This is a genomic window from Cytobacillus sp. FSL M8-0252 (assembly GCF_038007345.1).
In the GTDB taxonomy this organism is placed as follows: domain Bacteria; phylum Bacillota; class Bacilli; order Bacillales; family Cytobacillaceae; genus Cytobacillus; species Cytobacillus kochii.
The window spans coordinates 3687866-3705599 of the sequence record NZ_JBBOWZ010000001.1; the positions used below are offsets into that span (position 1 = coordinate 3687866).

Annotated in this window: 21 protein-coding genes, 1 pseudogene and 1 riboswitch; of the genes and pseudogenes, 11 read left to right on the top strand and 11 right to left on the bottom strand. The window is 35.8% G+C overall.

The annotated features are described in order from the left end of the window. Positions 1 to 183: 183 nt before the first annotated feature. Together MKX83_RS18455 and MKX83_RS18460 are read right to left on the bottom strand one after the other, a co-directional pair. The gene (locus MKX83_RS18455; RefSeq protein WP_095372173.1) at positions 184 to 348 is read right to left on the bottom strand and encodes a glycogen biosynthesis protein GlgD; all 165 of its coding nucleotides are present in this window, start codon (positions 346 to 348) and stop codon (positions 184 to 186) included. Positions 349 to 362: 14 nt separating this feature from the next. Beyond that, on the bottom strand, positions 363 to 626 hold the full coding sequence (locus tag MKX83_RS18460; protein WP_095372172.1) for a YtzC family protein: 264 nt from the start codon (positions 624 to 626) through the stop codon (positions 363 to 365). A 175-nt stretch (positions 627 to 801) separates the two neighbouring features. Here MKX83_RS18460 and MKX83_RS18465 point away from each other — a divergent pair, with 175 nt between their 5' ends. Continuing rightward, entirely contained in the window at positions 802 to 1770 is a 969-nt protein-coding gene (locus tag MKX83_RS18465; protein WP_095372171.1) for a TIGR01212 family radical SAM protein, read from the top strand. After that, positions 1767 to 2339: a class I SAM-dependent methyltransferase gene (locus MKX83_RS18470; RefSeq protein ID WP_095372170.1), complete on the top strand. Its 573-nt coding sequence runs from the start codon at positions 1767 to 1769 to the stop codon at positions 2337 to 2339. Before MKX83_RS18465 ends, MKX83_RS18470 begins: the two co-directional genes overlap by 4 nt. A gap of 332 nt (positions 2340 to 2671) precedes the next feature. Here the strand turns inward: MKX83_RS18470 and MKX83_RS18475 are convergent, their stop codons facing one another. Continuing rightward, on the bottom strand, positions 2672 to 3757 hold the full coding sequence (locus MKX83_RS18475) for a tetraprenyl-beta-curcumene synthase family protein (RefSeq protein WP_095372169.1): 1086 nt from the start codon (positions 3755 to 3757) through the stop codon (positions 2672 to 2674). Between the two features lie 24 nt (positions 3758 to 3781). After that, positions 3782 to 4585 (bottom strand): alpha/beta hydrolase, encoded by an 804-nt coding sequence (locus tag MKX83_RS18480; RefSeq protein WP_095372168.1) that lies wholly within the window; start codon positions 4583 to 4585, stop codon positions 3782 to 3784. 181 nt (positions 4586 to 4766) lie between these two features. Here MKX83_RS18480 and MKX83_RS18485 point away from each other — a divergent pair, with 181 nt between their 5' ends. Both MKX83_RS18485 and MKX83_RS18490 read left to right on the top strand, forming a co-directional pair. After that, the gene (locus MKX83_RS18485) at positions 4767 to 5288 is read left to right on the top strand and encodes a gamma carbonic anhydrase (protein WP_307316660.1); all 522 of its coding nucleotides are present in this window, start codon (positions 4767 to 4769) and stop codon (positions 5286 to 5288) included. A 64-nt stretch (positions 5289 to 5352) separates the two neighbouring features. Next, complete coding sequence (locus MKX83_RS18490) at positions 5353 to 6171, top strand: C39 family peptidase (protein WP_233435206.1); 819 nt, start codon at positions 5353 to 5355, stop codon at positions 6169 to 6171. Positions 6172 to 6265: 94 nt separating this feature from the next. Here the strand turns inward: MKX83_RS18490 and asnB are convergent, their stop codons facing one another. Further along, the gene (gene asnB, locus MKX83_RS18495; protein ID WP_341056968.1) at positions 6266 to 8158 is read right to left on the bottom strand and encodes an asparagine synthase (glutamine-hydrolyzing); all 1893 of its coding nucleotides are present in this window, start codon (positions 8156 to 8158) and stop codon (positions 6266 to 6268) included. A 462-nt stretch (positions 8159 to 8620) separates the two neighbouring features. Further along, positions 8621 to 9820 (bottom strand): methionine adenosyltransferase, encoded by a 1200-nt coding sequence (gene metK, locus MKX83_RS18500; protein WP_095372165.1) that lies wholly within the window; start codon positions 9818 to 9820, stop codon positions 8621 to 8623. A gap of 300 nt (positions 9821 to 10120) precedes the next feature. Continuing rightward, a riboswitch (SAM riboswitch) is annotated at positions 10121 to 10246 on the bottom strand. Between the two features lie 387 nt (positions 10247 to 10633). Between metK and pckA the strand changes: the two genes are divergently transcribed. Beyond that, positions 10634 to 12217: a phosphoenolpyruvate carboxykinase (ATP) gene (gene pckA, locus MKX83_RS18505; protein ID WP_095372164.1), complete on the top strand. Its 1584-nt coding sequence runs from the start codon at positions 10634 to 10636 to the stop codon at positions 12215 to 12217. 382 nt (positions 12218 to 12599) lie between these two features. On the opposite strand, the gene MKX83_RS18510 is transcribed toward pckA, so the two are convergent. Next, positions 12600 to 12842 carry a DUF2584 domain-containing protein gene (locus tag MKX83_RS18510; protein ID WP_095372163.1) on the bottom strand — a complete coding sequence of 81 codons (243 nt, stop codon included), beginning with the start codon at positions 12840 to 12842 and terminating at the stop codon, positions 12600 to 12602. 69 nt (positions 12843 to 12911) lie between these two features. Beyond that, on the bottom strand, positions 12912 to 13676 hold the full coding sequence (locus MKX83_RS18515) for an alpha/beta hydrolase family protein (RefSeq protein WP_095373622.1): 765 nt from the start codon (positions 13674 to 13676) through the stop codon (positions 12912 to 12914). A gap of 119 nt (positions 13677 to 13795) precedes the next feature. Here MKX83_RS18515 and MKX83_RS18520 point away from each other — a divergent pair. The 3 genes and pseudogenes from MKX83_RS18520 to MKX83_RS18530 form a co-directional block, all read left to right on the top strand. Beyond that, positions 13796 to 14125: pseudogene (locus MKX83_RS18520) on the top strand (ABC transporter substrate-binding protein); the annotation flags it as partial. A gap of 228 nt (positions 14126 to 14353) precedes the next feature. Then, a complete protein-coding gene (locus MKX83_RS18525; protein WP_341056973.1) occupies positions 14354 to 15163 on the top strand; it encodes a helix-turn-helix domain-containing protein in 810 nt (269 codons plus the stop codon). 111 nt (positions 15164 to 15274) lie between these two features. Continuing rightward, on the top strand, positions 15275 to 15892 hold the full coding sequence (locus tag MKX83_RS18530; protein ID WP_341056976.1) for a hypothetical protein: 618 nt from the start codon (positions 15275 to 15277) through the stop codon (positions 15890 to 15892). Between the two features lie 23 nt (positions 15893 to 15915). Here the strand turns inward: MKX83_RS18530 and MKX83_RS18535 are convergent, their stop codons facing one another. After that, the gene (locus MKX83_RS18535; protein WP_341056977.1) at positions 15916 to 16137 is read right to left on the bottom strand and encodes a transcriptional regulator; all 222 of its coding nucleotides are present in this window, start codon (positions 16135 to 16137) and stop codon (positions 15916 to 15918) included. Further along, a complete protein-coding gene (locus tag MKX83_RS18540; RefSeq protein ID WP_341051977.1) occupies positions 16130 to 16354 on the bottom strand; it encodes a hypothetical protein in 225 nt (74 codons plus the stop codon). Before MKX83_RS18540 ends, MKX83_RS18535 begins: the two co-directional genes overlap by 8 nt. A 105-nt stretch (positions 16355 to 16459) precedes the next feature. Here MKX83_RS18540 and MKX83_RS18545 point away from each other — a divergent pair, with 105 nt between their 5' ends. Genes MKX83_RS18545 through MKX83_RS18555 form a run of 3 tightly spaced genes read left to right on the top strand, consistent with a single transcriptional unit; the run spans position 16460 to position 17383 of the window. Beyond that, positions 16460 to 16789, top strand: a complete 330-nt coding sequence (locus MKX83_RS18545; RefSeq protein ID WP_341056983.1) for a YolD-like family protein — start codon at positions 16460 to 16462, stop codon at positions 16787 to 16789. A 4-nt stretch (positions 16790 to 16793) separates the two neighbouring features. Continuing rightward, entirely contained in the window at positions 16794 to 17153 is a 360-nt protein-coding gene (locus tag MKX83_RS18550) for a hypothetical protein (RefSeq protein WP_341056986.1), read from the top strand. A 38-nt stretch (positions 17154 to 17191) separates the two neighbouring features. Further along, entirely contained in the window at positions 17192 to 17383 is a 192-nt protein-coding gene (locus MKX83_RS18555) for a hypothetical protein (protein ID WP_341056988.1), read from the top strand. Between the two features lie 47 nt (positions 17384 to 17430). Here the strand turns inward: MKX83_RS18555 and MKX83_RS18560 are convergent, their stop codons facing one another. Beyond that, positions 17431 to 17730 carry a hypothetical protein gene (locus tag MKX83_RS18560; protein WP_340976029.1) on the bottom strand — a complete coding sequence of 100 codons (300 nt, stop codon included), beginning with the start codon at positions 17728 to 17730 and terminating at the stop codon, positions 17431 to 17433. Between the last annotated feature and the right edge of the window lie 4 nt (positions 17731 to 17734).

Sequence of the window (17734 nt, forward strand, 5' to 3'; positions counted from 1 at the left end):
TTAGACATCTATCTAATCTATACATATAAATGAATAATTACTCTTGAATCTAAGCATAAACGGAAGGAATGGATGAATTTATGTATGAAATATACAGAAATATTTTTAAATTTATCATAACCATACACAAGCAAACTCCACGAGAATTGCTTGTGTACAGATCATTTACTAAATACATATTATTTATTCTGGATGAAATTTAGATTTAACGGGTTGCCCACCTGTTTCCTCATATTTCTTTTTAGATCGTGGGATCACATTGGCACTACCGAATTCTACCTCTTGGTTATTGATACCATTTCTTGTTTTTTGCTCTGGATTGTTTTGTTTTGACTTTTTTCTAACCAATTGTTATTCACCTCTTAATGGGGAGTAATGATCATTTGATTTTGTAACTGCTGTAGCTGTAATCTCATTCGATGAAGTTCTTCCCTCTGCGCATCTGTAGCACTATGAGACATCGTCATCAAATCATTGTAGGCTTGTTCGATATGAGCAAGCGCTTTAGCATAGTCTTGATCGTTATAATGTTCTTGCATTTGCCCATCTTTAAACTGCATGTTAGCAAATTCAATGACTTCTTCACATTGTTGCATTAATTGTTGTACGGAATCACGGGTTGCCATAAAAGCCTTCCCCCTCTTTTTTAATGAAATGTACGAAGCAAATACGCCTCAATGATAGTATTTACCGAGTGTTCGATTTCTACTAATTGAAATGTTATCAATGTGTAATTGAGTTGATGATTTCTTTCATGATAATATTGAATTTGTCACAGTGGTGACTTTAGGAGGGCTGACTTTGGATTTACTGACTCAATTTCCATATACAAATGATCAAAAACGTTATCATACATGGAACTTTCATTTAAAAAAACATTTCGGGCACAAGGTCTTTAAAGTTGCTTTGGATGGAGGCTTCGATTGTCCTAATCGGGATGGTACTGTCGCTCATGGTGGCTGTACATTTTGCAGCGCAGCAGGATCAGGTGATTTTGCCGGTAATCGTGCAGAACCATTAGACGTACAATTTATTAAAATCAAGGATAGTATGCATAAGAAATGGAAAAACGGAAAATACATCGCCTATTTTCAGGCATTCACAAATACCCATGCACCTGTTGAAGTACTAAAAGAAAAGTATGAATTTGTTTTAAAACAAGAAGGGGTTGTTGGCTTATCTATTGCCACAAGGCCTGATTGTTTACCAGATGATGTCATAGATTATTTAGCTGACCTTAATAAAAGAACATACTTATGGGTTGAATTAGGCCTACAAACCGTTCATGAAAAAACAGCCCAATTAATTAATCGTGCACATGATTATGATTGCTATAAAGAAGGAGTAAAGAAACTTCGTCAACATGATATACGTGTCTGTTCTCATATCATTAATGGTTTACCTGAAGAGTCACCTGAAATGATGATGGAAACAGCACAAGAGGTTGCAAAATTAGATGTACAAGGAATTAAAATACACTTATTACATCTATTAAAAGGAACACCGATGGTTAAGCAATATGAAAAGGGAATGGTTTCATTCCTTAGCCGAGATGAATACATTCAGTTAGTTTGTGACCAATTAGAGATTTTACCTAAAGAGATGATTGTTCATCGCATCACTGGCGATGGTCCCATCGACCTTATGATTGGTCCTATGTGGAGTGTGAATAAATGGGATGTGCTAAATGGCATTGATCATGAACTGAAGCAAAGAGATAGCTGGCAAGGTAAATATTATCAACCATTTACCGAGGAGGTGAGCTCTTGAAGCTAGAACGTATTCTACCATTTGCGAGAGAACTACTACAGAAAGCAATTGCACCAGGAGACGTCGTGGTTGATGCTACACTTGGAAATGGACATGACACATTATTTTTAGCTCAGCTCGTTGGCGAACATGGCAGAGTATATGGATTCGATATCCAAGATGAAGCCATACAGTCTACCCAAATAAAACTTGATGAACATGAACTTTCTAATCGTACTGTTCTATTCAATCGTGGTCATGAGCATGTGACTGCTTGCATTCCACCAATCCATTTCGGCCGTATCACTGGCGCTGTTTTTAATCTCGGGTACTTACCTGGTGGAGACAAAACGATTGTCACAAGACCGAGAACAACCATTTCCGCGATTGAACAGTTAATTGATATGATGGCACCTGAAGGCATCATTATTTTGGTGATTTATCACGGCCATCCAGAAGGTGCTGTTGAGCGTGACTATATTTTGCGTTACTTGAAAACCATTGATCAAAATACTGCTCATATTTTGCAATATCAATTCATTAACCAAGCTAACCGTCCACCTTTTATTGTTGCGATTGAGAAAAGGTAAGTTAAGACAAAGAAACACTCCCGAACAGACAAGAACAAATTTGTTCTTGTTTTTTTTATTCTCGTTTACTTTTGTTTGAATCGAATCTGAGTTATCCTAGTCTACTTGTAGCCTTTTCTTAATGGTTGAATCGATGCATTGCTTACGAATCAGAGTTTGCCGAGTTAGAGTATCCTGTTCCTGCTTTTCTTTTGTTTTCTGGATTGATTCCGATTTATTGAGCTAGAAGCCCCTTACTAATGTTCCACGATGATGACAAGTTTTATGGGCTGGAGAACTTTATTCTGCAAATTTTATCGTTAGACATGATTTTAAGCTATTAACCGTGCGATTCATGAACGCACAACCCCCTGCCTACTTTTTAATGCGCGATAGGCACGACCATTAATATAAAAAAAGAGGCTTGAGAATCCACCAGATTTAATCATCTTTCTTGCTAGTTTTTTCATTTGTTGTCCTCTCCCGACTTTTTCATCCGATAAGTATAACCCTAATAATCCTCGATTAATTAAAAGGTGAAATCGTTTATGAGGAAGCTTGTCCGTATGCTCATCTGCACACTTTACAAAATAACGTATGCGCTCAAATAATTCTTTTTCATCTTCATAATAAAAGCAAAAGTTTAAATCTCCTGCTTCCTTATCTTCCTCTTGATCAATGTAATAGTCTAATAAAATGTGCAGACCTTGTATATATGGAAAATACCCATTACGTATAATCTCCCCGTAACTTTCCTTATAGTCCCTTCTCGTTGCATAAGCAACTAAGCAAAAAATACCGAGTGTAGAACCCGAACAAGCAGAAAATTCATACCAGCTCATAGGTGGGATGATATCTTGATGTTCTTTATGCCAACTTTGCAGGCGAGAAACTCTTTCCTCAATTGCCACATGTTTATGTATTTGCAAATCACAATAATAACGACAAAGCTCTGTCAAATAAGTTTTAATCAATGAATAATTTTCCATAGAAGCTAAAACTTTACGGCAAGTCATCACTAATGCTAACAGATAGCCACCATCCTCCTGGTCATCCCGATAACGATAATAATTCACCTTAGGTAACTGCTCATCGATTAACAATGAGTGACGCATCGCTTCATGTATTGCCGTAAAATCTTTAGGGTCCATCGATGTACTTCTATCACATAAATTATCTAAGTAATCACTAATGGTTTGATAGGCAACAATAAACGTTATGACTTGACGATAGTCATCAACGGCCAAAAGTGACATGATGGCCCCACCCTCACAATGAAAGGTTTTATTTTTTATGCTAGAAAGTGCTTGTGACTTTAATTCATCATTGGGGATTGATTCCGCCAATTTGCGCCATTTGTTTAACTCCTCATTCACAGCAGGCATCACTTTTTTATATGCATTTGTCATTAAGCTGATCGGCATTGTTGGAACATTCATTACATGGACTCCCTTTACTCTTTACTATACAATATACCCGATAGACCGCAAACTACTCATTACAAAATCCTTTGCGTAATCAAATACATCTTCCCTCTCCGGCTCATTAAAGATTTCATGATAGCATTTTGGCCATTCTTTAAAACGTTTCTCAGTAAACGGAGCTTTATTGAACCATTGTTTAACAGGAACTTTATTAACGATTTTGTCATCCCCACCTTGCATAACCAGTAAAGGAACATCTTGCACCTTTTTTATATCTTCAAATGCCAAATTGATTGTTTGGTGTAGTTCACGAAACCATCGTACAGACACTTTAGTAATATACAGTGTGTCATTTACATCCATTTCTCTTACATCAGCATTCCTTGTTGCCATATCAATAGTTAACCCCGAATTGACTCTCAATGTAGGAGCAATTTTATTTAAAGGATACGACGCAAGCTCGAGTAGCTTTGGTGGATTTTTCATAAGCCCTAAACATGGAGATGAAAGAATGACGCCCGCAAGCTTTAATCTTTCTTCTTGTAACAAGCGTATTGTTATTAAACCACCCATACTATGACCTAAAAGAAAAACAGGTAAATCAAAGGTGTAAGCAGCTTGTATCCAATCCTTTACTTCAATAAGATACTCTTGAAAAGAATCAATATGCCCTCTTCGTGATCTAGTCGTCATTCCTTGACCCGGAAGGTCACCCATAACAACGTGAAATCCTGATACTCTCCACATTTCTATTAACCAACCATACCTGCCGTGATGTTCCATTGCCCCATGAACCATCACAATCACACCTTTTGCCTCACCCTCAGCTTCCCATTTCCACATCGTCTGATCCTCCTAAAAACAATTCTGTTTCGTTCAAGTTTGTTACCCTTTATTATATCCTACCTTTTGAAAATCTTCACGATTTCTCATGATTTCTCCATGATATAATATTAAAAAAGAACAGAATGGCTAGAAAACAGTCATTCTAAATTGACTAAGGTAAAAAGGAGCTATGATAACAATGATTTATCCTTTTCATGACAAACAACCCAAAATTGCTGATGATGTATTTATTGCTGATTATACAACTATTACGGGTGATGTAGAAATTGGCGAAGAATCAAGCGTTTGGTTCAATACAGTCATCCGCGGTGATGTTGCACCCACTTATATTGGAAAAAGAGTGAATATACAAGACAATTCAGTTCTTCACCAAAGCCCTAATAACCCACTCATCCTGGAAGATGAAGTAACAATTGGACACCAAGTTATCTTACATAGTTGTAAAATAAGAAAAAAAGCATTAATTGGCATGGGTTCTATCGTCTTAGATGGAGCAGAAATTGGTGAAGGTTCATTTATCGGAGCAGGTAGTCTTGTTCCTCAAGGTAAAATCATCCCTCCAAACACTTTAGCATTTGGTCGTCCAGCAAAAGTAGTGCGTGAATTAAATGACGATGATAAAAAGGATATGGAACGGATTATACGAGAATATGCTGAGAAAGGGCAGTATTACAAAGCACTAAAAAAAGAAAGGCAATAACTTCTGATAAATTCTGCTCAATCGCCGATAATAAGTGGAAGACATTTTTTAGGTGGTGTAATTGTTGAAATTTATTATTGGAATGGCATTAATTTTGTTAGTTTATTTATTTATTAAACTGCTAAAAAATGGTGCTAAACAACTGCTTATCCTTCTTCTTATTTTAATCTTCCTTCTTCCTTCTCCGAAAGCAACAACGGAACACGCTGATGCTGCCCTTTTCCGAGAGAACAAATGGGCGGAAGGAACAAACAATGAAGAATTTATCGTAAAAATAAAACAACAAGTATTATTAGACATTCCGGTCATATCACAATTTCCAGAACTCCCTCGCGGATGTGAGGTTACAAGCCTTGCGATGTTACTCAACCACGCAGGCGTAACTGTGGATAAAATGACTTTAGCTAAAGAAATTAGGAAAAACCCTGCAACCTTTGAAAAAAAAGATGGCAAGATTTATTATGGTCACCCCAATGACGGTTTTATTGGCGATATGTACTCTTTTAACAATCGAGGTCTCGGTGTTTACCATACGCCTATTAAAGAGCTGGCAGAAAACTATTTACCAGAGAAGATTCATGATTTTACTGGTGATGACTTTTCGTCAATCAAAACACATCTCTCTAATGAGAAGCCTGTCTGGGTGATCATTAATACGAAATACAATGAACTGCCTGATGCTTATTTTCAGACATGGCACACACCAAGCGGCGTAATTGACATTACGTATAAAGAACATTCCGTTTTAGTGACTGGATACGATGAACAATATATATACTTTAATGACCCCTTCTCTAATATAAAAAATAAGAAAGCACCTATCAAAGAGTTCCAGGCCGGTTGGGAACAAATGGGCAGGCAGGCAATTACTTATTTAAATTAGTAAAGTACAGTTAAGACATTTAGAATTTTTTTACTTTAACAACAAGAAAACCCGAACTCAGTTCGGGTTTTCATTCTTTTTCACAGTTGTTGACTTAAAGGTGTGCTGTTGTTGCTGAAATAAATTGCTTTTCAAAATCATATTTCTTTTCAATAAACACATCATGCCACACAATAAACATAAGTACCGTCCAGATTTTCCTACTATAATCTGCTTTTCCTTGTGCATGCATTTCAAGTAAGTTTACTACATACTCTTTATTAATTAAATAATCTGTATGACTTTCTTTAATTAACGTTTTCGCCCAATCATACATCTCATCTTTTAACCAATGACGGATAGGGACCGGGAAGCCTAACTTTTTACGATTCAACACATGTTCTGGCACAATACCTTCCGCTGCCTTACGAAGGATATATTTCGTTGTTTGATGAGACGTTTTTAAATGAGTTGGGATGGTTGAAGCCACATTAAAGACCTCTTTATCAAGGAATGGTACCCTCAATTCTAATGAATGTGCCATCGTCATTTTATCTGCTTTTAAAAGAATATCTCCGCGCATCCAAGTATGAATATCAATATACTGCATTTGATTAACCGCATCATAGGCTGCACTTTCAGCATATAATGGACGGGTAATATCTTTAAAATCATTCTTCTCATTATAAACCTGCAATAATTCTCTTTTTTCATGTTCTAAGAACATTTTCGCATTGCCAATGTAGCGTTCTTCCATTGGCGTCGTTCCTCGTTCAATAAAGCTCTTACCCCTCATCCCCTCTGGCATGATTCGAGAAAGGGTACGCAATAACTTTCTTCCTGCCGAAGGCATTTTACTAAAAATTTCCAAACCCTGTGGTTCACGATATATATTATATCCACCAAACAATTCATCAGCACCTTCGCCTGATAATACCACCGTTACATGTTTTCTTGCTTCCCTTGCGACAAAGTAAAGTGGAACGCAAGCAGGGTCCGCTAATGGATCATCCGTGTGCCACATAATTTTTGGAACTTCTTGCATATATTCTTCTGGAGAGATGATATAGCTTATATTTTCAACACCTAGTTTTTCAGCTGTTTCTTTAGCCACATCCACTTCACTAAAACCATCTCTTTCAAAACCTACTGAAAACGTTTTAATATTAGGGTGAAACTGTTTTGCTATGGATGCAATAATAGAAGAATCAATCCCGCCGGATAAAAACGAACCTACGGGTACATCACTGCGCATATGCATTTTAACTGAGTCAGTTAAAACATCTTGAATCTCTTTAATAAACTGAGATTCTTCTTTTTGTACAGGTTGGAAATGTGCTTTCCAATAACGCTGGATATGCATAGATCCACCGATTTTCTTCTTGAAATAATGACCTGGCTCAAGTTTCTTTATACCCACCGACATTGTCATCGGTTCAGGTACAAATTGATAAGTCATATAATACTGCAAAGCATCATAATTAATGACATCGTTTTTTAATGCCAACAGAATACTTTTCTTTTCAGAGGCAAAATAAGTGGTTTCACCATCTTCAAAATAATAGAATGGTTTGATTCCAAAAGGATCTCTCGCTCCAAAAACTTCTTGCTTTTCTTTATCCCAAATAACGAAGGAAAACATACCTCTCAGCTTTTCTGCCGCCTTCTCCTTGTAATAACTGTACAAAGCAATAATCACTTCAGTATCCGAATTAGTTTCAAAAGTTAGTCCTTTATTGATTAATTCCTCACGTAGTTCAACATAGTTATAAACTTCTCCATTAAAAATAATCCAGTATTTACCATTGTCATAAGTCAGTGGTTGATGACCACTTTCAATGTCTATAATACTTAATCGACGGAAGCCAAATTGGATATGGTCTGCACGATAATATCCTGAATCATCTGGTCCACGATGAGTAATAATGTTATTCATATTCTCAAATTGCTTATCTGCTTCTTGTACTTTTTGTGCTTGATCATGTATACAACCAATAAAACCACACATTATGTACGTCACCTACTTTTTATTTCATCTAGTTTGTATTTTTTCCCATACCTTGTATAGACGATAAGTTATTTTAAAAAGTTTCACCTTTCGAAAAAAAAATGGAATGTTTTATGCTAGGCAGTATGTTCATGTTTACTTCTTCATATACTTAAGGATGTTTATTCTTTACCCTCAATTTAAGACGAAAAGATGACAATTATTTTAATTTTATATGAAATCGTTTCCTTAAGGGTTTTTGTCCATTATTAGGGGGCTTAAAATATTATATTTATTTGCTACTGTAATATCTAAAAAAACGACTTTTACTCTTCTATCTTTGGCTATTCCACTTCTTGATGTACGAGCTAATCGCTTTGGCTCAATTGTACGTTTATTAAAATTTAACGATAGCCCCTTTTCCACATAAAAAAACTGTAGAAAACTCATTAAAGGAGTTTTCTACAGCCATAATTTTCTAATTTATTTTAAAGCTTCCTTACGCAATTCTTCCGCTTTATCTGTGCGCTCCCAAGGTAAATCAATATCTGTACGACCAAAATGTCCATAAGCAGCTGTTTGCTTGTAAATCGGACGGCGTAAATCAAGCATTTTGATAATACCAGCAGGACGGAGGTCAAAATTGTTTCTAACAACTTCAACTAAAACATCCTCAGATACTACTCCAGTTCCAAATGTATCAATACTGATGGATACCGGCTGAGCAACACCAATTGCATATGCTAATTGTACTTCCGCTTTGTCAGCTAGTCCAGCAGCAACGATATTCTTTGCTACATAGCGAGCTGCGTAAGCAGCTGAACGGTCAACTTTCGTTGCATCCTTACCAGAGAATGCACCACCACCGTGACGTGCATAACCGCCGTATGTGTCAACGATAATTTTTCTACCAGTTAAGCCAGCATCACCTTGAGGTCCACCAATAACGAAGCGACCTGTTGGGTTGATGAAGTATTTTGTGTTTTCATCAATTAATTCAGTAGGAACAACTGGGTTAATTACATGCTCTTTTAAATTGCGTTGAATTTGCTCTAAACTAATTTCTGGATGGTGCTGCGTAGAGATAACAATTGTATCAATACGTACAGGTTTGTTGTTTTCATCATATTCTACTGTTACTTGTGTTTTACCATCTGGGCGAAGGTAAGGTAAGATTTCCTCTTTTCTTACTTCAGCTAAACGGCGAGAAAGTTTATGAGCTAATGAAATAGGTAATGGCATAAGCTCTTTTGTTTCATTACATGCAAAGCCAAACATTAAACCTTGATCTCCAGCACCAATGGCTTCAATTTCTGCATCAGTCATCTGTCCTTCACGCGCTTCTAATGCTTGGTCTACACCCATAGCAATATCAGCTGACTGTTCATCAATAGAAGTTAATACAGCACATGTTTCAGAGTCAAAGCCATATTTTGCACGTGTATAACCAATTTCCTTAATGGTTTCACGAACGATTTTTGGAATATCTACATATGTGGATGTAGTGATTTCTCCTGCAACCAATACAAGACCTGTAGTAACAGACGTTTCCGCAGCAACCCTCGCATTTGGGTCCTGTGATAAAATAGCATCTAATATTGCATCAGATATTTGGTCACTGATCTTATCCGGATGACCTTCAGTTACTGATTCAGAAGTAAACAATCTACGTTTTGTTGACATCTGACTTCCTCCTTATTTATCGAATCAATAAGACTTTATTATAGTCTTTATTTTTGATACGGAACTCATTCCCTTATTTGAATCTTCATTATTTATGGGCCAATGTTTATCTCATACCCTTAATAACCTATGCGCTAACTTGGAATATTGAGAATAAAATGGTTGGTCTTTTTCCCATACATAAATAGTACATTCCAAAAGCCGCTCCTCGTATTCGCCAACATCATGTTAAAAAGCATGAAAAAAAACCTCTTCTCTGATTTAGTGAAAAGGTTGAAGCAAAATGATTCGCGCCTTTCACTCTTATCGTTCAAGGATAGTGAGTAATAAATCCTTGCATCAGGTTAGCACCTTTGCTCATGAAAATGTAGTTGGCAGGTTGCTGGGTTTCATAGGGCCTGTCCCTCCACCAGCTCGGGATAAGAGAGTATCCGTTCAAGGATTCATCATAACTTACACATGGAATATAGTCAAATGTTTTTCATTAACAATTCAATGTAAAAATTGTCATATCCGACTCTATAAACTTTAGTTTTGATAACGGATAATTTTAGTTAAGATCATACCGTTCTTTTTCCTTAATATATATAAAAATTACATTAAATTTGCTGATTATCCTTTTTAAATTTGCAAAAGCTATTTATAATGAATACTGCCTGTATTTGTGACAATTTCATTAATTATATAAAAATGATTTATATAGTATAGACTGAATGAATAAATGTGTTATACTATTTTTGAAGAAATAATCACAAATAGCGACTGAGATGCATATCTCTTAAATAATATTATATAAAGGAAGGTATTCATCAGATGAATTCTGTATCGATAACTGAGTTAAATGATTTACTAAAAGGCGAAAACATCCAAGTTCAATTATCTGTGCCGCAACTAGTTGAAAAAGTATTAAACAGAAACGAAGGTGTTCTTACATCTACCGGTGCAATTCGCGCGACAACAGGTAAGTATACAGGTCGTTCACCTAAAGACAAATATACTGTTGAAGAAGCAAGCTCTAAAGATAAAATTGACTGGGGAAGTGTGAACCAACCAATTTCTGAAGCAGTCTTCAATAACTTATACAACAAGGTGATTGCTTTCTTAAAAGAGAAAGAAGAAGTTTTCGTATTCAAAGGATTTGCTGGTGCGGATAAAAAACACCGTATGCCAATCCAAGTAATTAATGAATATGCTTGGCATAACCTTTTTGCACACCAATTGTTTATTCGTCCTACAGAAGAAGATTTATTAGATCACGAATCTGAATTTACAGTTATTTCAGCACCTAATTTCAAAGCAGACCCAGCAGTTGACGGTACAGCTTCAGAAACTTTTATCATCGTTTCATTCGAACGCCGTATTGTACTTATTGGTGGTACTGAGTATGCTGGTGAGATGAAAAAATCTATTTTCTCTGTTATGAACTACATGCTTCCTGAAAATGGAATTCTCCCTATGCACTGTTCAGCCAATGTTGGCCGCGAAGGTGATGTTGCTTTATTCTTTGGCCTTTCCGGAACTGGTAAAACAACATTATCAGCTGATCCCAACCGTCGTTTAATCGGTGATGATGAGCATGGCTGGTCTCCAAATGGAGTATTCAACATTGAAGGTGGCTGCTATGCGAAGTGTATCGACCTTACACGTGAAAAAGAACCACAAATTTTCGATGCCATCCGTTTTGGCGCTGTACTTGAGAATGTTGTATTAGACAAAGAAACACGCGTAGCAGATTATGCGGACAATACGCTAACGGAAAACACGCGTGCGGCTTACCAATTACAAGCAATTGACAATATTGTTGACCCGAGTATTGCAGGTCACCCGAATACTATTATCTTCTTAACAGCTGATGCTTCTGGTGTATTACCTCCAATCTCTAAATTGAATAAAGAACAAGCAATGTATCACTTCCTAAGTGGATACACTTCTAAGCTGGCTGGTACTGAGCGTGGTATTACTTCACCACAAGCGACTTTCTCCACTTGTTTTGGATCACCATTCTTACCATTACCAGCTCAACAGTATGCAGAAATGCTTGGTAAAAAAATTGACGAGCATAACGCGAAAGTATTCCTAGTAAACACTGGTTGGACTGGTGGAGAATATGGTGTAGGAAGCCGTATGAAGCTTGCTTATACACGAGCAATGGTTGAAGCTGCTCTAGAAGGCGAACTAAATTCTGTTGAGACAGTAACTGACCAAGTATTCGGTTTAGAAATTCCTCAACATGTAACTGGTGTTCCAGATGAAGTACTATTGCCTAACAAAACTTGGCCAGACCAAGATGCATATAATGTAAAAGCAAAAGAACTTGCTAATGAATTCCGTGAAAACTTCAAGAAATTCGGTAATATCTCTAGTGAAATCGCTGAAAAAGGCGGTCCTATCGCTTAATTAAAAAAACCTTCGAGCATCCGACTCGAAGGTTTTTTGTTTCAATAATTTCACTTCACTCATCACTCACTGTTTATTTTTGAGGGTCAAAATACCGGTTCAACCGGCTTCGATTTCTAATAAGTGCGATTAACTTAAGTCAATCGATTAGCTAATCTCACCAAGTTGCAATCGACGGCTTGTTTCATATAGCCACCACTCACTATCTTTCCTATGTATCCAATATTCGCCCTTTATGAGTCTACAAATTAGCTGCTAACTTAAGAAACGATGATCTTTTGTTGATGGTCACCGCTTAATAAATACTTATATTCATGCAAAGTTTCAATAGACATTTGTATACAAAATAAGCACAACACTGCAAAAGCAGTCGGGCCAATTTTTAATTTGTAGTTTTTAGCGAAATCAGTTGATAAAAGATTTTCGTACAATCATTTTCCATTTCTAACTTTTGGATGCTTCCCATTCCACTGATTTCACCGTCTCTTGTTTTCTTTACTTCAAGTGGAATATTTAGTGGGTAGAGGCGGTATCCTTCTTTTGTTAATGTAAAAAGGTTTTCATTTAGCCTCTCTTCTCTTCCTTTCGTAACGATCATTGTATTTAATTCTAAAGGCATACCCATAATTGTTTTGCTCCTTGTTCATCGAGTTTTATATTACTATTGTATCTTACAATCTCTATACAATAAAGCTTATTGTTCTTTCATCCACCGCCCAAGATCACGGACAATTTGTCTATTAATAGCTGGCGGAAAATAATGCGTATATTCTTTGAAATACCATGTATCTACAGGTTTACCTAACTCTTTTAATCGCTTCTCTAAGCGGAAGGCATGCTCGACAGAAACATTATGATCTAAGACACCATGAATAATTAATACATTTGCTTGCAGTTGATTAAGTTCATATAATGGTGTGCGATATTCATATCTTTCTGGGTATTTATGAGGCGTTCCACCGATGACTCGTTTCATCATTTTACGCAAGTCCACTCTTTCTTCATATGTGAGGAACATATCGCTAACACCACCCCACGTAACAACTGAAGCCGCTTTAGGCATATGTAAGGCTGTTAATAACGCCATTACACCTCCTCTAGAAAACCCAAAGACATGTACCCTTTTAACCCGAGGGTGTTCTGCTAAAAGTTGAAAAGCTGAAAAAGCGTCATAACGATCATCACCTGCAAAATCTTCATTTCCCTCCCCTCCTTGATTGCCCTGATAAAAAGGCGCAAATACAATGAAACCTTGGAGGGCAAACTGTACAATCCGACTAGGGCGCACTTTACCGACGTTCTTAATCCCACCTCTTAAATATAGAAAACCTTCTGATACGTTTTTATTTTCTGGTTCAGCTAATAGACCTTTGATTTTTAGATCATTAGATAAGTATGTAATGATTGATAATTTCACTTGAGGATGCGGAGATGGAAACCGCCATTTATCGATTATCAATGCTTTTCCCTCCTTTACATATAGTAAAAATTTCACATGGGCAATCACACAAATTTGTCACCCTCATAAGATAGTTTAGATGCAAAAATCTAAGAAACATTGAATGAGGAGGTTCTCAAATGAAAAAATGGCTTAAATGGAGCTTCATGCTTCTCTGTATTTCTGTTCTACTCATTCCTCTTGCAGCTTGTGGAAAAGAGGATGTGACAAAAATACGTATCGGTGAGGTCACAAGATCTCTTTTTTATGCTCCCCAATATGTTGCAATTGAAAAAGGTTTTTTTAAAGAGGAAGGTTTGGATGTTACGTTAACCACCACTGCCGGCGGCGATAAAACGATGACTGCGCTATTATCCGATAGTATTGATATTGCTCTTGTTGGCTCTGAAACATCCATTTATGTTCAGGCGCAAGGAGCAAATGATCCTGTCATAAATTTTGCCCATGTAAAGCTAAACATAGTACAGGGGGAATAAAAGATAAATCATAGCCGTAAAAATTACAAAATAAAAGAGCACAACGTGTATAAGTGATGTACCACCATCCTTACACCGTCCGCCTACTCTGAATAGGCAAACACTTGCTGTACCCTTAGATGTATTTTATTACACCTTGGGTTAATTAGCAACGGTTTGCTAGAATGGCCGTTGCTTTTTATATCCAAGGGAGCCAGGGAAATGAAAAACCGTATTGATGTAATTGCACAAGAAGAATCATATAGTAACTTATCTTCATTTGATGATATCGAACTAATGAACAAGGCAGTACGTAATTATAGAGACGTCATAACTGCGTCTATTAAGCGTGCAGATGTAAGGAATAGACTAATTGCATTATTGGAGATTTTAAAGCGTCATAGCTGCAAGCAAATTGGCGTGAGCTATATGTGTAAGAATACAATTGCTAAAAAGCTAGAAGTATCTTATAAAACTGTACAAAGATTAATGAAAAAATTAGTCGACCTTGGTATGATCCGCCAGGTAGAAATGAAGCGTAAAAAGAACATGTTACAAACTGCTAATGCTGTTATTATTTTGCCTATAAAAGAAGAAGTGACCAACAAGCAACCTACTAAAAAGTCCAAGAAGTGTCCTACCATTAAAACAACTTCTAGTTCTTTAAAACAAAATATTAAAAGATTAAATAAACGTAATAATAGCGTTAAATTGTCATCTGCAAATTTTATTGCTCATTGGGTACCAAAAAGCTTTGCTGAGTTAACAAGTTATTTTTATTCTGAAGCTAAAGCCATTCAAGAATTTTGGAAAGTAGTTAAACAATGTAATAGAGTCGTAGACCATTTGAAAGGAACAAGAGCCTTTACTGAAGATCAAGAGCTTAAAATTGGTGTCCAAGCACTTAAGGAATTTGTGATGAAAATAAAGTCTGGTGTAAAAATGATTAAAGGTGAATTTGCTTATTTTAATGGCATTGTCAATAATCTTATGGACAAGCTTTATTTTGATGACGCATTTATGTCTCGTTAAAGGTGCAATGTTCATGTGCACCACTGGAAAAAAGTGTTTAGAATACTTTAAATTTCAATTAATTTATCCGATAATATAATTTGTAAAATACAACTATGGGGGAATTTGTGAATGAAGAAACTTTTGTTATTTTCATTAATTGCGGGATCGTTGACATTAGCAGCATGTAGCAATGATGACACAGTAAGTGCTGACAAAGAAAAAGAAACTAGTCAAAGTGAATCCACTCAAACTAATCAAGATGAAAAAGAAGATGGAAGCTTTTACGAAGAAGGTTTTGGTCAAGTAAAAGTAATTGCCAATGGTCCAAAAGAAGCAAAAAAAATTGATATGGATCCCATGAAGCTTGAATTAAATAATATTCGTGTTGTTGATGTTGAACTAGATAAAGAAATGGTTGAGTACCTTAACGATGGTAGAGAGACTTCACGAGGAATAATCATTGATATAACCGCAGAGAACACAACTGAAGATGATATAACCTTTGACCCCAACCAGGCAATTATAGTAACCGATACCGGTGAACAAATTGAGAGTGATCTAGGTTTAATGGGTGAAGCTGGCGGAGATTTCTTAGGTAAAGTAACCAAAGAAGGTTCAACATGGTGGTTTCTAGATAACATTGATAAAGACGTAAAAAGAATTACTGTTATAATCTCAGCACCTTATGACACGCAAACTGGTGAAAGTATTGGAGAAGAAAAGCGAATTGAATTTGAAATTGAATAATTAAATAAAGACGGTCTCACAAATCATGAGACTGTCTTTATTATTCTTAAAGTCCTTGGTTGTCCTTCTTCCCAATTTACATATCCATTCTCTCGTAATTTATTTAAAAGTCCGCTTATAGTTGATGGAGATGCTATTCCAACCATAGTTCCTAACTCTCTATATGAAGGCGGATAATTATTTATTGAAACATATTCCTCTATTGTTTCTAACACTTCTTTTTGTCTAGATGTTAGTTTATGCATAATTGACCCCTCTTTGCCTTTTTGGTTTTGCTACTGATAAGATTCCATCAATGCTAAATGTCCTCATCTGTTGCTTTTGCAAGTCATAAACCATCACATTATCTACTTTAATTCTCCGTATGATGACCAGCCTATATGAAATTTCTCCAGAATTATTTAAATAAATCAGTTCAATTGGTTTACGCTCGTTTAATGAGTATTTAAACAAGTGGTTCATTCTTATCAGCTCCTTTAAGCATAATTTTACAGGAACATTCGTTCTATTTCAACTTGTTTTCGAACAAATGTTTGTATAAAATTAATCCATAAGGAGTGAATGGATATGTTAAAGGACCGTGGCAAAATGAAATGGCAAGGATTTTTCATGAGCGAACACACCGAACTACTAAAACAGATACCACGTGAATATGAAAAGATAAAGAAGCCACAACTAGATGAGCAAGAACTTCAGGAAATACAGATAATAACGATGGAGTCATTAAACTACACCCTTACAATCCAAATGACAATTTGGGTTGATGGGTTCACGAAAACTTACGAGGGTATAGTCGATAAAATCGATCATATTAATATGTACATTCACTTGGAAACGAAAAATTTAAAAATCTTAAAATTTCACATTGATGAAGTGATATCAGTCGAAAGGGTTTAACAACATGACTAGGATTAATGAAGCTGATCGTGATGTTCTGGAGCAAGCAATATACTTGCCGATGATTATTATCATTCTTGAAAGAGATTTAAAGATTATTGAGAAATCCCCGTTTAAGATTAAACAGCCCTATATTACCTTGATGGAAAATACAATAAGGAGAGTCCGAAGTGACCTAAAAGAAGTTAAAGATAAAATGCGAAAAGGGAATATGAGAGTAAACCAGATTGGACATGACGAATCGTTTACTATGTATGAGTTTCACTATAAAGGATATGATGAGCAGCATAATTATTTTAATCCAAGGATTAGGAATAAATGTGAGGAATTGTTGAATTTTTATATTAACAGGCAGGAAAATTGACCTATAAAATGAATTATTATGTAAAAAGGAATGATGTCATGAAATCTGAGGACATGTATGTTTTTGTTACAGGTGGAAAAGGTCGTAAATACTATATTTTTGCCCAAAGCAATCCAGTAACTATTGTTGGAACCTCTAACAATGGAGGGGTAAAGGTTGAAGGTAATACAATAAAAGAAGCCTTACAGAAGGCATTTAAAGGAATGAAAAGTCCAAATAAAATTGATTAATCGAAAAGGTGCCCCTTTAATATGGACACCTTTTTATTATTTTTCATTTAATTAAAAATATAAACCGATAAAATAAAATAAAGGCTTATATATACAACATATACAATGACTAAGTTTAACTTATACTTTACAAACATTTTTTTAACTTTATCTGCTAAATCAAGTTTCTCGACAATAGTTATTACTACTAAACCCAACAATACTATCCAAATTAAATAAGTATTAGCGAATGCGTTCTCAAAAAAAGATAATGCCCTTACTAATAGAGTAATTACCACAAAATTTACAAACGTGGTGTATTTCTTTTTTTCCTGAGAATCTGATGTATTATTGATAGATTGTTGCATTTTA

Coding starts and splice junctions, on each gene's coding strand:
- MKX83_RS18460 (WP_095372172.1), bottom strand. CDS start 626: ATGGCAACCCGTGATTCCGTACAACAATTAATGCAACAATGTGAAGAA.
- MKX83_RS18475 (WP_095372169.1), bottom strand. CDS start 3,757: ATGAATGTTCCAACAATGCCGATCAGCTTAATGACAAATGCATATAAA.
- MKX83_RS18480 (WP_095372168.1), bottom strand. CDS start 4,585: ATGTGGAAATGGGAAGCTGAGGGTGAGGCAAAAGGTGTGATTGTGATG.
- MKX83_RS18485 (WP_307316660.1), top strand. CDS start 4,767: ATGATTTATCCTTTTCATGACAAACAACCCAAAATTGCTGATGATGTA.
- asnB (WP_341056968.1), bottom strand. CDS start 8,158: ATGTGTGGTTTTATTGGTTGTATACATGATCAAGCACAAAAAGTACAA.
- metK (WP_095372165.1), bottom strand. CDS start 9,820: ATGTCAACAAAACGTAGATTGTTTACTTCTGAATCAGTAACTGAAGGT.
- pckA (WP_095372164.1), top strand. CDS start 10,634: ATGAATTCTGTATCGATAACTGAGTTAAATGATTTACTAAAAGGCGAA.
- MKX83_RS18510 (WP_095372163.1), bottom strand. CDS start 12,842: ATGGGTATGCCTTTAGAATTAAATACAATGATCGTTACGAAAGGAAGA.
- MKX83_RS18525 (WP_341056973.1), top strand. CDS start 14,354: ATGAAAAACCGTATTGATGTAATTGCACAAGAAGAATCATATAGTAAC.
- MKX83_RS18530 (WP_341056976.1), top strand. CDS start 15,275: ATGAAGAAACTTTTGTTATTTTCATTAATTGCGGGATCGTTGACATTA.
- MKX83_RS18535 (WP_341056977.1), bottom strand. CDS start 16,137: ATGCATAAACTAACATCTAGACAAAAAGAAGTGTTAGAAACAATAGAG.
- MKX83_RS18540 (WP_341051977.1), bottom strand. CDS start 16,354: ATGAACCACTTGTTTAAATACTCATTAAACGAGCGTAAACCAATTGAA.
- MKX83_RS18545 (WP_341056983.1), top strand. CDS start 16,460: ATGTTAAAGGACCGTGGCAAAATGAAATGGCAAGGATTTTTCATGAGC.
- MKX83_RS18550 (WP_341056986.1), top strand. CDS start 16,794: ATGACTAGGATTAATGAAGCTGATCGTGATGTTCTGGAGCAAGCAATA.
- MKX83_RS18555 (WP_341056988.1), top strand. CDS start 17,192: ATGAAATCTGAGGACATGTATGTTTTTGTTACAGGTGGAAAAGGTCGT.
- MKX83_RS18560 (WP_340976029.1), bottom strand. CDS start 17,730: ATGCAACAATCTATCAATAATACATCAGATTCTCAGGAAAAAAAGAAA.